The following is a 14,607-nucleotide window of genomic DNA, read 5'->3' on the forward strand; positions in this document are numbered from 1 at the left end:
GTTAAGGTTATGGGCGTCAAAACCGATCTGGTTGTTGTGAGGCCTTCGGCTCTTGCTGTCAACCTTTTGTGGGGTGGTGCGAAGTGGCGTCGGGGGAGGGAAGGGGGAAACTTTCTGAAGAAAGTTTCCCCCTTCCCTCCCCCGAACCCCCTCCTTTCCCCTTTCAAAGACTTTCGGCTGGTGGGGAGGCCGTGCGGCAGTAGTCCCGTTGTGTGGAATTTTTTTTGGGGGGGGCGTCACAGGGGAGGCGGCGTTATCGTTAGGGGATGTTTTGTTTAAATATAACCATTTGAAATTATTTAAATAATTTTAGTGATTTGAAAAATGGTTACATAATTTCAATAGATTATATCTGATTGGCGACATGGCCTAGGGGTATGGGAGGGGCGTCCATTGCCAAGTTCCGGGCGTCGCTGGTTTCATGCCTACGGCATGATGGGAAGGCTTTTTCCTTAATTTTTCTGTCAGCGGGCGCCATGATTGGGGCATGTTATTGGATGGCTGTTTGAAAATGTAAGGAAGGGGGTTGATCCTTTTTGTGGCAAAGCCTTCGATAAGCTGGTTGGGATTCCTTATATGGGGGGAATACGTTTGGAGCTGTCATAGCATGTGTTTTTCATCTCCACGGTATGGTGAAAATACAGCCTTTTATTCGGCTTTCCCTTTGGCGGAATTCATAGCTAAGGCATTTAGCTGGTTATTACGTTGGAACTTCAAGGAAAAAAGCATCAACCGCTTTCTAGGTCGTGTCGTCAATTAGATATAATCTAATGAAACTATGTAACTATTTTTTTAAGTTGCAGAAATATTATTTTAAATAATTTCAAATAGTTATATTCAAATGACGACACAGCCTAGGAGACAGCCATCGTTTTAATGCATGAAGAAGATGCCGACAGCGACGAGGATGACGGCAAGGAGCTTGACGGTGGAGAATTTTTCGCCAAGGAAAAATACGGCGAGGAGCATGCCGAAAATGACGGATGTTTCACGCAGGGCCGCGACCATCGCTATGGGGGCCTTGGTCATGGCCCAAAGGGCCACGCCGTAGGAGCCGAGGCTGCACAGGCCGCCGAAAAGCCCGTGTTTCCAGCGTTTGCAGAAATAGGGGATGTAGGTTTTGCGCTGTTTCAGCAGCAGGATGATATTGATGGGGAAGGTGTTGATGACGTAGAGCCAGCACACGTAACTGATGGGGTTCCCGCTGGCCCGGGCGCCGTAGCCGTCGAAAAGGGTGTAGCCCATGATCACGATGGCGGTTCCCACGGCGGCCAGAGCGCCGCTGATGTTGAACTTGCCGTTTTTGATGTTGTCGCGGGTCAGGGTAAGGACGCCGGCGCACAGGCACAGGATGCCGAGCCACCCGGCAAGCGGCATTTCATGGCCGGAAAGGAGCATGAAAACGGATGTCAGGAGCGGGGCCGTGCCGCGCATGATGGTATAGGCGAACGACATGTCCACATTGCGGTAGGCTGCGGCGATACAAAGGTAGTAAGCGATATGGACGGTACAGGAGCCTGCCAGGAATGTGAGGCTTTCCAGTGCGGGAAAGGGGAGGAAGGGGACGATGAACAAGACCCCGACGCCGCCGCCGAAACAGTTGAGCCCCGTTTCATAGAGTTTGTTGGAACCGCCCTTGATGACGGCATTCCATGAGGCATGGAGCAAAGCGGCAAGCAGTATGAGAAGAATGATTCCGAAAGACATGAAGCCCCTCCCGTTTTTTTTCGCGGGAAGCTAGCGCGAAAAAAGACGCTTGTACACCGGCCTTTTTCTTTTGTTGGCAGGTATGCAAGCGTCTTTATGCTGTGGTTTTAGCCGGTTGCCGTGTGACGTTTCCGTGCCGATTTTTTTGTTTGGGGGAAACGGGGAAGATTCGTTTTTGAAATAAATCTTCGTATACGAAATTATTTCTTGTGATGTTCGGCTATCCACGCCTTGAACTGGCGCATTTCCTTGGCTTGGCTGATAATGATGCCCTCAGCGAGGTTGAGGATCTGCGGGTTGTTGGAGCCGAGGAGGGCGGGGACGGACATTTCGAGCGCCATCGCGTGGTGCGGCAGCATGAGCTCCACAAAACGCATGTTCGCGCCGAGATCCTTACCCTCTTCGAGCATGTGCTGCATGGCCTTCTTCATGGGCGTATAGGCGGACTCTTCGATGCCGCCGAGAGGCTTCAGAAGTTCCTTCATTTCGGCGATTTCTTTTTCCTGCACCTTGATCACATCGTCAGCCCATGCCGTAACTTGGGGGTTCTGATCTTTTTTGGGGGTTGCAAGGAAGACTTTGGCCATATCCACCGCTCCCTCATGGTGCGCGATCATGCCGGAAAGGAAGGCGCGATCCGAATAGTGGACGGCGTCGGAGCCGTGATCCATTGCGGCCCGAACGGGCAGGGCGGAAAATACAAACGCCGCAATAAGCGCAAGGACGGTCAACGAGGCGGTACGCATAGTTTTTTCTCCAGATAGGATGTGGGCCGCGGAGCGCCGCGGCGGGCCCCACAATGGGTACCCCTCTGGAGCATACCGGCAACCCGGTATGGGATGTAACTATTTTTTGTGGGCCCGTCCGTATGCATCTCGACGCCTGACCGGGGGGCTCCAAGATTGCGGCGGCGGATTCCGGCCTTCCTTGGAACTGGAGGGCCGATAGGGGCAAGAGCTTGGGGAGGGGAGATATTCACCTTTTCAATGAAGATTTTATTTCAACTATATGAAATATAAATAGATTTTTAGAGGATCATCGAAAAGGCGGATGCATCGGGGAGGGGGCGTGCAAGGCAGGGCTGGGAAAGGGAGAAGGGCTTTTTATTCGGGAGACCCACACCTCCCTTCCCCAGTGCTCAATTTTTTATTTGGCTGTGTTATAGAAAATGGTTGATGCTTTTTTTCTTGAAGTTCCAAAGGGATAACCGGTAAAATGCCTTATCAGTGGATCCCGCCAAGGGGAAAACCGGAGAAAAAGGCTGTATTTTCACCGCACTGTGGTAATAAAACAACCACAAGCTATAACAGAGCCTTTTATTTTCTCTTTATGGATGAGGTACCGGAGGCACAGGCAGTGACCATCGGCACATAGGTTTCGCTTTCCGCGTCGAAGTAGAGCAGCTCGCCGGTGCTCATATCGAAGTACAGGCCGTGCAGGAGGAGTTCACCTTTGTCGACGGCGCTTTTGATCCACGGATACCCCAGAAGGTTTTCCAGCGAGAAACGTACGCCCCACATTTCGCAGGCCCGCTGGCGTTCGTCGGGATCGGCGTCAGGCAGGGTGCGATCGACCTCGGCCTTGGCGCGGCAGGCGAGGCTCATCCAAATATTGAGGAATTCGTCGTCGCTGTGCGAAACTTCGAGCAGGCTGGTAAAGCCGCCGCATTTCGCGTGCCCCATGACCATGATATGCCCGATGCGCAGGTGGCGGACAGCGTATTCCAATGCGGCGCTGACGCCGTGGTGGTGGGAGTCGGGCTCGTAGGGGGGGACGAGGTTGGCGACGTTTCGGATGACGAACAGGTCGCCGGGCGTTGCGTCAAGGAGCAGGACAGGGTCGACCCGGGAGTCGCTGCAGGCGATGACGAGGGCGTAAGGGTTCTGTCCGGCCCGGAGTTCTTCATAGATATTGTTTTCAGGGCAATACCATGTCTTTTGGAAGCGCTGGAATCCGGCGGAAAAGCGTTTGAGCAGATCGTGCGATACCATTTGAGGCTCCTTTGCGGCAAGGAGGATCGGAAGGCGGACTTGTCATTTCATGGTGGAGGCTTTATCTCCCTAAAACAGAGGAGTCAACGCAACCGATTGGAGTATTCTCCCATGCCTGATTTTTTGAGATGGATTATCGTCGGCGTTACGTCCGTGGTGGGGGCGGGGCTCGTGGTCCTGCTCACCACGGTGGGGATCGTCGTCGCCTTTTTTGTGTTTTTGGTGCTGTTCGTCGTGTTTGGGCTGGCCATGCGCCGGGCCCGCAAGAACGTGCGGTACGGTGAGGACGGCAGCCGATTCATCATCTATACCAACATCCCCGGAGCCGGGGCGGGGGATGCCGGCCGTGTGCGCCGGGACGAGCCCGACACGTATGAGCTGTCCCCCGACGAATATACCGTGGAAGCGGCACCTTCGGAGAAGCCCGGCGACACCGGCCCCAAGGCCATTGGAGGCCGCGGGAAATCGTGACGGCGTGCCGGGCGGCAGGACTTTTTTGACGTAAACTCACTTGGATAGCAATATGTTTCTGCATGTGTGCCTTGGAGCTGTCCGGCTCTGGCGGATGGCTTGCCTTGCCCTGTGCGGCTTTTCCCTGTGCTTTTTTGGGGGTGCCGCCGCGTTTGCCGCCCCTTCCGTCGAAGAAATGGCCGGGCAGATGCTGCTTGTCGGTTTCAAAGGGCAGGAGCCTGAGGAATGCGGGGCTATCCTTAAAGATATTCAGGCCCGGCATTTGGGCGGGGTGATCCTGTTCAAACGGGATGCGCGCAACGCCGGGCTTCCTCGCAATATCCGTGATGCGGAGCAAGTGAAACGCCTGACCGCCGCGCTGCGGGGGGCCTCCGCGGGGCATCCGCTTTTTGTCGCCGTGGATCAGGAAGGCGGCAAGGTGGCACGCTTCCAGCCGGGCGACGGGTTTCCGGCGTTCCCTTCAGCCGAGGAGCTGGGCCGGGGCACGCCCGATGCCACGCGCCGCACGGCCTTCGGCATGGGACGCATGCTGCGGGAGCTTGGGGTCAACCTCAATTTTGCGCCTGTACTGGATGTGAATGTGTACCCCGCTTCCCCGGCTATTGGGCGTATCGGGCGCAGCTTTTCGGCTGACCCGCAGGCCGTCGCCGCGCACGGGGCGGCTTTCGCGGACGGCCTGAACGACGCGGGCATCATAGCGGTCTTCAAGCATTTTCCGGGGCACGGCAGTGCGCGTGCGGATTCGCATAAAGGGGTCACGGACATCAGCGCGACATGGGGCGAGCGCGAACTGTCGCCGTACCGATCCGCGCTTGGGCGTCCGGGGCGGCGTATGGTGATGACGGGGCACCTTTTCCACGCCGGGCTCGATCCTTCCTTTCCAGCCACGCTGTCGCCTTCCGTCATCAGCGGTCTGCTGCGCGGGCGTCTGGGATATGACGGTGTGGTGGTGACGGACGACCTGCAAATGGATGCCGTTGCCGCCGAATACACGCTAGAGGAGGTTGTGATCCGGGCTATCGGGGCCGGGGCGGATATCCTGCTGTTCGGCAACAATCTGGAGTATGATCCCGCCATCGTCGCCAAGGTTCAGGCCATCATCGTCCGGGCGGTCGAAAACGGAACCATTTCCCGTGCCCGGCTTGAGGCGTCGTGGAGGCGGATTATGAAGCTCAAGCGGCAGATGCCCTGAACCTTCGCCAGAAAGCCGTCTGCGGGAGATGTTTTTTGGTGCTCTGTCTCGGAGCTGAACAGATTGGGGTGTTGCCGTCCCGAAGGCGGCCCACATGAAAGAGGAACCCATCGGCGAGCCGGTGGGTTCCGTTTTTCCATGCAAAGAAGGGGGGAGGCCCCTTCCGCCGTCTTACTCGTCGTCTTCGTCCATAAGGGAGTCGTGCAGGGCATCGGTAAAGATGTCGAAGGCGACTTGTTCAATGGGCGTACGGGGCTTATAGGTGAGGGCTTCTTCAGGGACTTCGCCGTTTTCCTTGCACAATTCGTCGAAACGATCCGAATAGGCGGCGATCAGGCGTTCCACTTCCAGCACGATGGGATCATCGGAGGGGATAACGTCGTCATCGCCGTCTCCACAGCACCCTCCGTTGCCGCATCCGCAGCCACACCCTTCCTCGCCGTCTTTGCTGGCGTAATATTCATCAACCTGCGCTTCATAAGCATCGATGGCTTCGATGACCTGCTCCTCGGTCAGTCCGGCAAATTCCGGTTTGGCTACAACAGTCTTCATACCGCTCTCCTTGGATGGCGTCGTTGCCGTCTGTTTTGGTTTTGGCTGTGTCCTGGAAAATGGTTGATGCTTTTTCCTTGAAGTTTCAAAGGAATAACCAGCAACATGCCTTAGCCGCGGCTCCCGCCGATGGGAAAACTGGAGAAAAAGGCCGTATTTTTTACCGTGCTGTGGAGATAAAACAGCCACATGCTAGACGGAGCCTTTGTCTTCATGCCCGTCCGGGCATTTCCCGAAGGACGTTTGGGGGAATGCCTGCCTCTCTGCCGCCGGGTTCCGCCCTCATGGGGCCGATGGAGCCGCCCCGCAGGTGGACGGCATCCCGCTGCGCTCCAGCGTTCCGGGATTCGGCACGCCGGGGCGGGCGGGGGACCCCACAGGGGCGGCTGGGGAGGCTTGAGGCATCGGCAGCCGTATCCGTTTCAGGCGGCCCTCCCTGCTTTTTTCCTATTCTCCGCGCATCGTCAAGGAAATGCGCTTGCGGGGGATGTCCACGTCGAGCACGGTGACGAGCACTTCCTGATGCACTTTGACGACTTCGTTGGGATCGCGCACGAAGCGGTTCGCGAGCTGGCTGATGTGGACGAGGCCGTCCTGATGCACGCCGATGTCCACAAACGCGCCGAATGCCGTGATATTGGTGACGATGCCCGGCAGCTTCATGCCCTGTTTGAGATCCTGCATCGTGCTCACGCCTTCGGCGAAGGAAAAGGGCTTGAAGGGGCCTCGCGGGTCGCGTCCGGGCTTTTCCAGTTCCTTCATGATGTCCGTAAGCGTGGGCAGGCCGAGCTTGTCCGTAACATAGTCGGAAAGGCGGATGGCCCTGCGGCGTTCGGGGCTTTGCATGAGCTCGCGGACGGTCGCCCCGGCATCCTTGGCCATGCGCTCGACCACGGCGTAGGCTTCCGGGTGTACCGCGCTGGCGTCGAGGGGCTGCCTGCCGTCCCGGATGCGCAGGAACCCGGAGCATTGTTCAAAGGCTTTGGGGCCGAGGCGGGGAACCTTGAGGAGATCCCGGCGGGTCTGGAAGGGGCCGTTTTCGTGGCGGTGGGCCACGATATTGCGGGCGAGCGTGGGGCCGAGGCCGGAAACGTAGGTAAGGAGCTGCTCGCTGGCCGTGTTCAGATCCACGCCTACGGCATTGACGCAGCTGACGACCACGTCGTCGAGGCAGCGCTTGAGTTCGGACTGGTTGACGTCGTGCTGGTACTGCCCCACGCCGATGGATTTGGGATCGATTTTGACGAGCTCCGCCAGCGGGTCGGCGAGGCGGCGGCCGATGGATACCGCGCCCCGGTAGGTGAGGTCGAGATCCGGGAATTCGGCGCGGGCCGCTTCCGAGGCGGAATAGACCGAAGCCCCGCTTTCGCTGACCATGACCACGGGGATGCCCCAGCCGGGGAGCGCCCGGATGAAGGCTTCGGTTTCGCGCCCGGCGGTGCCGTTGCCCACGGCGGCGACTTCCGAGCCGTGTTTCTTGGCGAGGCGGAGGAGCGTTTCCCCGGCTTCGGCGCGGGCCTTGTCCGATCCGGCGTGCGGGTTGATGGTGGCGTATTCGAGCAGTTTCCCTTCCCGGTTGAGGCAGACGATTTTGCAGCCGGTGCGGAAGCCGGGGTCTACGGCAAGGATGTTCCGGGCGCCGAGGGGCGGGGCCAGCAGGAGCTGGCGCAGGTTTTCGGCGAACACGCGGATGGATTCGGCATCGGCGCGCTGTTTGAGCTGGCTGCGGAGTTCGGTTTCCAGCGCGGGCGCGAGAAGCCGCCCGTAGCCGTCCAGCGCGGCGGCGCGCACTTCGCGCCCGCAGGGGCCGTCGTTGCGGACGAAGAGGCGGGCCAGCAGATCCTGCGCCTGTTCTTCATTGCGGGGGCGCAGGGAGAGGCGCAGGAAGCCCTCCTCTTCACCCCGGAACATGGCGAGGATGCGGTGGGAAGGGGCTTGCGCGGCGGGTTCGTCCCATGCGAAATAGTCGCGGTACTTGGCGGCGTCGGGAGCATCCTCCTTGCCGGAAACGGCCTTGCTCCGCATGATCCCCTCGCGCCCGAAAAGTTTGCGCAGGCGTTCGCGGGCGGGCTGATCCTCGGCGAAACGCTCCGCAAGGATGTCGCGCGCCCCGGCAAGCGCCGCTTCCGCATCCGGCACGCCCTTTTCGGCGTCAACAAAGGCGGCGGCCATCGCTTCGGGGAGGGTGCGATCCTGACGGGCGAGCTGATCGGCCAGCGGTTCGAGCCCACGCTCCTTCGCCATCAAAGCGCGTGTACGCCGCTTGGGGCGGTAGGGGAGGTAAATGTCTTCAAGGACGGTCAGCGTGTCGGCTGCTTCGATCTTGGCGCGCAGTCCGGGCGCGAGGAGGCCGCGTTCCTCCAGCGACGAGAGGATGGCTTCACGCCGTTTGTCCAGTTCCTTCAGGGCGGCGAGGCGATCGCGGATGGCGGTCACCGCCACTTCGTCGAGGCTTCCCGTGGCTTCCTTGCGGTAGCGGGCAATAAAGGGAACCGTGGCGTCCCCGTCGAGCAGGCGGATGACGGCTTCGGTTTGCTGGGGGCGGATATTCAGTTCCTGGGCTATGATGGATGCGTAGTTCTGCACGCGTTTTCCTTGTCGGTTTGGCGGATTGCGGGAACGATGCGGGCGCTGCGGCCGCCCGGCGGCATGCCGGGAGGAAAAGGGGCATGCCGCCGAGCGACGGTATGCTTTTTCGCGGAAAAAGCAAGTTTTTAGTATAATATATTGATAATATTTATCTTAGGTGTCGTTTCCCGCACCAATCTGCACCAACGTGGTGCAAGCAGAAAGGGCTGACGCTGCTCGACGTTGGGAAGAGGCGAGAGCATGTGTGTAAAAGCTGCCTGTGGTGGTAATATCTTTATGTCCAAGCTGTGCAGCTATTGCGGCAATATCCACACCTCTTGAAAGCATTTCGGATGCAGCGATATGTCTCAGGGCATACATCGACATGGAAACTTTAGCTTTTCTGCAAGCTCTTCTCCATGCAGTTTGGTAAAGCCCTTTGTTCACGCTGCCCCCTTTTCTGCTTCTACAAACCAAACTTTGACCATTTTGGGCATCATCTTGGTAGCGTACCCATGCCTCTTGAAGATATTCCTCTGGTGGGAATACTATTTTGGTGTTATCTACCTTCGGCATGTAAACGTTCACGGCTCTACTCTTCCAATCGAATGCCGACCATTCTAATCGAAACAGTTCGGACACGCCGGGACGCAAACATAAGGCAATGGCAGTTTTAGCTGCCCATTGAAGCCACGGGGGGAGCACTGGAAAGAGTTTGTGGAAGTCTTCCAGTGTTCCTGTTCGTGGCTTGTTTTTTGCTCCGGGGAGTTGCCGATATTTACCCCAAGGATTTTCATGCAATAGATCTTGCTCAACGCACCAACTGAGTGCCGCTTTAATCTTTCCAACGTAAAGATTGATGCTTGCTATTGAGATGCCGTCATTTCTGCACTTTTCACGCACATTTTCGAGATCACGGCGGGTTAAGGTGTCCACAAACTTGTTTGCAAGGAATTCCGCAGGACCCTCTCTGTGTTCTCCATTCTTCCGGTCATGCCCGCACACAATAAACTCATACATGCCTACGGTATGCTCGGCGTGTTCGGTGTTTTTCAGGTATACGAGTACTGCCTCCAACAACGTCAACCGTGAATTTTCCACCTTGTCATATTGACAATCCGCATCGAATTGCCGGGCCTCTTCCTCTTGATCTGGACGAAAAGAGCGCTGTCTCCAGCGCCCTTCTTCATCCTTGAATTTGACGACAAACCTGCCGTCACCGCGTTTTGCTACGCTCATGAGCTTCCCTCTTTAAGCCAGCAAATTGCGTCTTCCCTGCTTGTGGAGATAGCGCATCACGAAATGATTTTCTAGTCCCTTGGCTGAGTTCGAGTAGTTCAAGAAATCTTTGGTTGAGGCGTTCATCTTCAAGAGCCAATTCCCTACGCCGCAGAACGATTGAACGGATTTCTGAAACCGCTGTGTCCATATCTCCCCTCCTACGCAGCCCGTCCCTTTCTGTATCTGTCGAGCATACCGGGGTTCTGAGCGAGTTCGGAACGGAATGCGGCGATTACATCAACATGGTAGGCGTTGATCCCTTCCGGGTATTCAGGGGTTGCGATTTTCTCTATGGAGTAACCGAGATCGGTAGACATGCGCTTGAGGGTTTTCCCAACAATGGAATACATTCCCCGGCTTTCAATAAATTCAGTCAGTAACCACGGAATGGCCTTCACAGACTTGTAGCGTTTCCCTCGTCCAAGTTCGTCCTCAAGAGCGTTGACCTTGCGGACGGCGACGGAGGCAGTCGCCATTGCGGTAGCCGTCTTTTTGTCGCTGATCCATGCTTTGGTGCGGACGGCCTCATCCCGTTGGCGCCGGATAAGCTCGTTTTCTTCAAGTATGTTGGCATATGCACGCAACGCCTCCGGGAGGGAAGTAGGGGCGTTTGCTTGGAGTGCCTTTTCCATCTCGTTGAACCGGGCGATGTAGGATTTCTTCATCCGCATGGCTTCGGCCCCAGTGTAGCCCATGACGAGGAGGACAAAGCCGTCCTTACTCATAACGTACATGGGCATTTCTCTATTATTTTCATTAGTATATGAGCACTCCTGAAAATTAAGGAGTGCAAAACCATCATCGTCGGCTTCAATAATTTTGCGAATATCTGCAAGTACGTTGTCGTGACGCTTCCCAAACGCCTCAGCCACCTGCAAGGATGTGACTGCCGGAATTTCCTTACCGTTGATAATCTTCAATGCGATTTCGATATTCATAGATTCTCCTTTTGTTGCAATTTCTACGCGGCCCGCTCTGTTTTGTCCCGTGTGTCAAAGTAGCGTTTCTGTGCCGCCCGCATGTCACGGACGAGGATAGCGAAACGGGAAATTTTTTCAGGCATAGAGTCCTCCAGAAAAAGAAAAGCCCCTGTTCGGGGCTACTTCGGTTCGCGGGGTTCGGGGATGGGGCCAGCCCATAGTTCATATTGAGAACATCCCATTCGGCCCAATTGTTCGATACGGTATTTACTCACATTAATAATACATATTTCATTAGGATAATTTTTTGATCTATTCCAATACATACCCGGCGCCTTCGGCGGCTCGTCCGTCCACGTCAGCGCACGGGGCAGGGCGTTCCACAATGCGGCGGCTGTTTCTCTGGAACCGTGTTCGCTTGTGGTCAAGCATCCCCGCGTGCATTGCGCGATCCAACCTATTACGACGTGTCCTTTGTTGTCTCTCTCAAATGCATATAAAATATGTGCTTCCTCGCCACACGCCGGGCACGGTAGCAACGTCAGTTCTTCGGGCATGATTCCTCTCCTTCCCCCACGGCCTCGCGTGCGTCTTTGTAAAAAGTCATCCAGTGCGTATCTCGGCGTTTCGTTGTCGTATGTCCAAAAACTGGGCGTCTTGAAAAGCAGGAAAGTACCTCGCGCAAGCTGATTTGTGTTTCGTTCCATTTGAAAATCAAAGTTCCGCCCGGTTTCAAGACCCTCCAACATTCATCAAAACCTTTGGACAGATCTTCACTCCATGTCAGGCGGTCAAGGCTCCCATATTTTTTCTTTATCCAAGACGTTTCTCCAGCCTGCAAAAGGTGTGGAGGATCGAAGCAAATAAGAAAAAAGGATTCGTCAGGAAAGGGTAACTTGCGAAAATCGCATATCGTATCCGGGTTTACTTCAAAGACTCTGCCGTCACAAAGTATATGCTTTTCTCGTCTGCGGTCACAAAATGCAGCACGACGATCATTTTTATTAAACCAAAGCATTTTTCCACCGCAACAAGGATCAAGAATTTGTGGTGCCGTAGTCATCTTTCTATCTCCCTTCCCCCACGGCCTCGCGTGCGGCTTCCACGAGTCTTTCTGGACTGTCATAAAGCCCCGCCGTCCCGTCAAACGCTATAATCGCCAGCCAGTACAACTCTCTCTCCAACCGTGCTATCTCTACCTCTTTATAGCCTAGCTGTCTGGTGAAGAGCTCTCGCACGTCTTTAGTCTCTTCACGCCAGAAAAATGCTTCTTGCTTTAGCCGTGCTATTTCTTCCTCGGTTTGGTTCAGCGCATTAAGTAGCCGAATGGTGAAAGTCGTGTGTTCTGCATCGAAACAAGTTAAGTGTGAGAGCAGCCGTTCACGCCACTGGTCGCGCGCTTCTTTCGTTGGGATCATTTTTCTTCCACTGCCTCGCGTCTTTTGATTATCTCATCAGCCTTTTTTATCCAGCACAGTTTTCTTGATACGATGTTTTGACAGCTGTGCAGCCCTCTAAGAGTACATCCTTTACATCCACCAGAGATGGCAAGCAATTCTGCCAATACCCATATCCTTGCGGCATTTCTTTCATTGGAGTTCATCTTTTCTGACTGCCTCGCGTGCGGCTTCCCGTACATCTTCAGACAACGGTGGGTTCATCGCGCCGGAGTCAATATCGGGTAATAAATCAATGTCGATATAGGCGTTTGCAAGCCAGATGCTGAGGATATCTGCCTCCTGCTCCAGCTGCTTAATCTTTTGGCACAGCCTGAAAATGATAGCCGCAGGCCCCACTTCATCAAGCGCCTTTGAGTCTCCGAGCATGTCGCCGATGGCGGCGGAACGGATGCGGGCAAGTTCTTCGGTAGTAATCATTCTTTCGGCTCCGTGAGTTCGTACAAGCGTTGTACTTTGCAGTGTGCGCATGATACCGTGTCATCCTCATCATACGGGCATTTTTCATCTTCATACGGACACTCAAGCAGACGAACTTCAAGTTTCAGCATCTTGACCAGCCTCGGCACGGCATTGCACGCGGCGACGATGTATGCGGCATTCATGACGCTATTGACTTCTGGCGCAATGGATTCCGCCACGAACAATGTGGGGTCGGAATTCTCCCCGGCTACTTGCTCGTTATCGTTGTCTAATAAGACACCAACGCCGCATTCGTTCGTGTCTCCATGCTGCTCATAAGCCCACGGCCCCGGTGTTGCCGCATCCCCCAACCGTTCAAGTTCGTCAAGCCATTCCTGCGCCGTCATTGGTTCTACTCCCCGCGCGTTGTTCATGCAGCCGCGCCCCTGCTGATCATCCAGATCAGCCAAAGAAAGAAGGCGACCCACACCCATGTGGATCGCCTTTCCCATTTCGTCATTCGTCCACCCGTTCATAGGTGGCTTCAAAGATGTCAGGCTTGCACGGATACAGCTCACCTTTCACGCCCCGGATGATGTAGTCACCGGGTGATGCGAGATACTGACCTTCAAGCGTGAAGATGATGAGGTCGCCGTCTTCATTGACCAGCAACTCACGGCAGGAGCCTTTGTTTAAGGCTTCCACCTCAGTGAAGTTATTGTTTCCATGCCCATCACGCCACCATTGGACGGCCTCAATCACAACAGGCTTTTTGCGGTATTTCATTTGTGTTTATTTCGTCATTTTGTTTTCAATCCGTGGTCGGCCCATTGCAGGACAAAGCCGAGATTTTTCCAGAGTCGACTCGCGATATTGGCGAGGGCATACTGTTTTCCCAGTTCTTCGTCATAGTTCGCAGGGTCGACACAGGAAGAAACCTCGTAATCTTTCCAGCCGGTTGGGAATTCGATTTCCACCAGCGTTGATTTTTCTCCACGTTTTTCTACGTGGATATCACTGGCGTTGATGAAGGCGTTGATGTCGTCGACCATTAGGCGGTCAGGCCGGGAGATGGGTAGATATGCCGCCTCGAACACATCCTTGGGCGACCAGCTTTCATATCCATCCGGTTCGTAAATAACGCGGTAACCAGGTTTTCCGTTACGTTCCTGTGGTTCAGCTTGAATGCGTTTCACACCGATGTATGTTTTCATGGTACTTCCTTCCCGCGTGATTCGTATGCGCGGCCCACGGTTTGGGGTATGGAAAGCCCCGCCGGGGGAGGGCGGGGCGTGGGGTGCTACGCGATGACCTTGACGCCTTCGGGCAAATTTTCAATCAGCCATGTACGGATGTTGGCGATAGCTTCCAGCTTCCACGCGCCGCCGTCGCACTCGATGAGCTTGCAGGCCAGCGGGCTGGACTGGAGGCGGAACACGACCTTGTGCGCGGGCTGCGCGACTTCCGCGAAGGTGCTGAACGGGAAGACGACCGCCGGGGACGGAACGGGGACTTCGGCCTTGCGTGCTGCGCCTTGGCGTATGGACACTTCCTGTGACACGCCGTCGTCCTGTACGCGGACTTCGGAGGTGTCCACGAGGTTGCCGCTGATTTTGATGAGCGCATCGAGATCGTCCGAGGGGACAAAGCAGGACTGGAGATAGGGGACGAACTCGTCGGGAGAGGTCCAGCTTCCAAAACGGTGGGCAGGGATGACGGCGTCAGCCTGCATGTACGTTGTGCGCTGCTTCCAGCCACCAAAGGGGACGGACATGACCCTTACGGTCGTTACATCGCAGACATGGACAAGGAGCCTGCCGAGATCCAGCCTGTCGGGGTTCTGGTTGAGGTAGTCCACAACGGCCTGCAAGGTTCCCACGGTGAGCGTGTCCTGTTCCGCGTCATGGAGGCGTTGCCATTCCCCTTCCGGGGCACGCTTGTAGAACCGTAACCCGTCTTCCGTGACATGAACGGGGAGCGTAGCCTTAGCCTTGCCGTCAAGGGATTCGAGCTCCCGGCCCACGCTGATAAGATGCTTGTCTGCTTCGATTCGGTTGATTTCCATG

Annotated in this window: 19 protein-coding genes; 3 read left to right on the plus strand and 16 right to left on the minus strand. The window is 55.8% G+C overall.

The genetic code is table 11. From position 1 onward, the window contains the following. Window positions 1-873: 873 nt before the first annotated feature. The 3 genes from ACZM8Y_RS02610 to ACZM8Y_RS02620 form a co-directional block, all read right to left on the minus strand. Complete coding sequence (locus ACZM8Y_RS02610; protein WP_302553538.1) at window positions 874-1,707, minus strand: DMT family transporter; 834 nt, start codon at window positions 1,705-1,707, stop codon at window positions 874-876. Window positions 1,708-1,907: 200 nt separating this feature from the next. Further along, the gene (locus ACZM8Y_RS02615; protein ID WP_302553539.1) at window positions 1,908-2,453 is read right to left on the minus strand and encodes a DUF305 domain-containing protein; all 546 of its coding nucleotides are present in this window, start codon (window positions 2,451-2,453) and stop codon (window positions 1,908-1,910) included. Window positions 2,454-3,023: 570 nt separating this feature from the next. Further along, window positions 3,024-3,698, minus strand: a complete 675-nt coding sequence (locus ACZM8Y_RS02620) for a carbonic anhydrase (protein WP_308771635.1) — start codon at window positions 3,696-3,698, stop codon at window positions 3,024-3,026. 111 nt (window positions 3,699-3,809) lie between these two features. On the opposite strand from ACZM8Y_RS02620, the gene ACZM8Y_RS02625 reads away from it, so the two are divergent. Both ACZM8Y_RS02625 and ACZM8Y_RS02630 read left to right on the plus strand, forming a co-directional pair. Beyond that, window positions 3,810-4,169 carry a hypothetical protein gene (locus ACZM8Y_RS02625; protein WP_302553542.1) on the plus strand — a complete coding sequence of 120 codons (360 nt, stop codon included), beginning with the start codon at window positions 3,810-3,812 and terminating at the stop codon, window positions 4,167-4,169. Window positions 4,170-4,221: 52 nt separating this feature from the next. Next, on the plus strand, window positions 4,222-5,361 hold the full coding sequence (locus ACZM8Y_RS02630) for a glycoside hydrolase family 3 protein (RefSeq protein WP_482330360.1): 1,140 nt from the start codon (window positions 4,222-4,224) through the stop codon (window positions 5,359-5,361). A gap of 171 nt (window positions 5,362-5,532) precedes the next feature. Here ACZM8Y_RS02630 and ACZM8Y_RS02635 read toward each other — a convergent pair whose 3' ends face one another. Then, window positions 5,533-5,913: a hypothetical protein gene (locus ACZM8Y_RS02635; RefSeq protein WP_308771632.1), complete on the minus strand. Its 381-nt coding sequence runs from the start codon at window positions 5,911-5,913 to the stop codon at window positions 5,533-5,535. Window positions 5,914-6,118: 205 nt separating this feature from the next. Here ACZM8Y_RS02635 and ACZM8Y_RS02640 point away from each other — a divergent pair, with 205 nt between their 5' ends. Further along, window positions 6,119-6,313, plus strand: a complete 195-nt coding sequence (locus ACZM8Y_RS02640; RefSeq protein ID WP_337430879.1) for a hypothetical protein — start codon at window positions 6,119-6,121, stop codon at window positions 6,311-6,313. 47 nt (window positions 6,314-6,360) lie between these two features. Here the strand turns inward: ACZM8Y_RS02640 and ACZM8Y_RS02645 are convergent, their stop codons facing one another. The 12 genes from ACZM8Y_RS02645 to ACZM8Y_RS02700 form a co-directional block, all read right to left on the minus strand. After that, the gene (locus ACZM8Y_RS02645; protein WP_487480047.1) at window positions 6,361-8,499 is read right to left on the minus strand and encodes a Tex family protein; all 2,139 of its coding nucleotides are present in this window, start codon (window positions 8,497-8,499) and stop codon (window positions 6,361-6,363) included. A 156-nt stretch (window positions 8,500-8,655) separates the two neighbouring features. Further along, window positions 8,656-9,720, minus strand: coding sequence for a tyrosine-type recombinase/integrase (locus tag ACZM8Y_RS02650; protein WP_337430877.1), 1,065 nt, complete (start codon window positions 9,718-9,720; stop codon window positions 8,656-8,658). Next, window positions 9,698-9,910 carry a hypothetical protein gene (locus ACZM8Y_RS02655; protein WP_337430876.1) on the minus strand — a complete coding sequence of 71 codons (213 nt, stop codon included), beginning with the start codon at window positions 9,908-9,910 and terminating at the stop codon, window positions 9,698-9,700. The genes ACZM8Y_RS02650 and ACZM8Y_RS02655 overlap by 23 nt, the downstream gene beginning before the upstream one ends. A 10-nt stretch (window positions 9,911-9,920) precedes the next feature. Beyond that, complete coding sequence (locus ACZM8Y_RS02660; RefSeq protein WP_487480046.1) at window positions 9,921-10,700, minus strand: Rha family transcriptional regulator; 780 nt, start codon at window positions 10,698-10,700, stop codon at window positions 9,921-9,923. A 161-nt stretch (window positions 10,701-10,861) separates the two neighbouring features. Then, a complete protein-coding gene (locus ACZM8Y_RS02665) occupies window positions 10,862-11,239 on the minus strand; it encodes a hypothetical protein (RefSeq protein WP_483972155.1) in 378 nt (125 codons plus the stop codon). After that, window positions 11,224-11,745 carry a TRM11 family methyltransferase gene (locus ACZM8Y_RS02670; RefSeq protein ID WP_489501543.1) on the minus strand — a complete coding sequence of 174 codons (522 nt, stop codon included), beginning with the start codon at window positions 11,743-11,745 and terminating at the stop codon, window positions 11,224-11,226. Before ACZM8Y_RS02670 ends, ACZM8Y_RS02665 begins: the two co-directional genes overlap by 16 nt. Before the next feature lie 4 nt (window positions 11,746-11,749). Continuing rightward, window positions 11,750-12,100, minus strand: a complete 351-nt coding sequence (locus ACZM8Y_RS02675) for a hypothetical protein (protein WP_487480044.1) — start codon at window positions 12,098-12,100, stop codon at window positions 11,750-11,752. A 171-nt stretch (window positions 12,101-12,271) separates the two neighbouring features. Further along, window positions 12,272-12,559, minus strand: coding sequence for a gamma-interferon-inducible protein Ifi-16 (locus tag ACZM8Y_RS02680; RefSeq protein ID WP_489501544.1), 288 nt, complete (start codon window positions 12,557-12,559; stop codon window positions 12,272-12,274). Next, window positions 12,556-13,077, minus strand: coding sequence for a hypothetical protein (locus ACZM8Y_RS02685; protein ID WP_479858193.1), 522 nt, complete (start codon window positions 13,075-13,077; stop codon window positions 12,556-12,558). The genes ACZM8Y_RS02680 and ACZM8Y_RS02685 overlap by 4 nt, the downstream gene beginning before the upstream one ends. After that, entirely contained in the window at window positions 13,058-13,327 is a 270-nt protein-coding gene (locus tag ACZM8Y_RS02690) for a hypothetical protein (RefSeq protein WP_479858194.1), read from the minus strand. The genes ACZM8Y_RS02685 and ACZM8Y_RS02690 overlap by 20 nt, the downstream gene beginning before the upstream one ends. Window positions 13,328-13,341: 14 nt before the next feature. Next, the gene (locus ACZM8Y_RS02695) at window positions 13,342-13,755 is read right to left on the minus strand and encodes a Gp49 family protein (RefSeq protein WP_479858195.1); all 414 of its coding nucleotides are present in this window, start codon (window positions 13,753-13,755) and stop codon (window positions 13,342-13,344) included. Window positions 13,756-13,841: 86 nt separating this feature from the next. After that, complete coding sequence (locus ACZM8Y_RS02700; RefSeq protein WP_479858196.1) at window positions 13,842-14,606, minus strand: hypothetical protein; 765 nt, start codon at window positions 14,604-14,606, stop codon at window positions 13,842-13,844. Between the last annotated feature and the right edge of the window lies 1 nt (window position 14,607).

This window comes from Bilophila sp., from assembly GCF_057864385.1.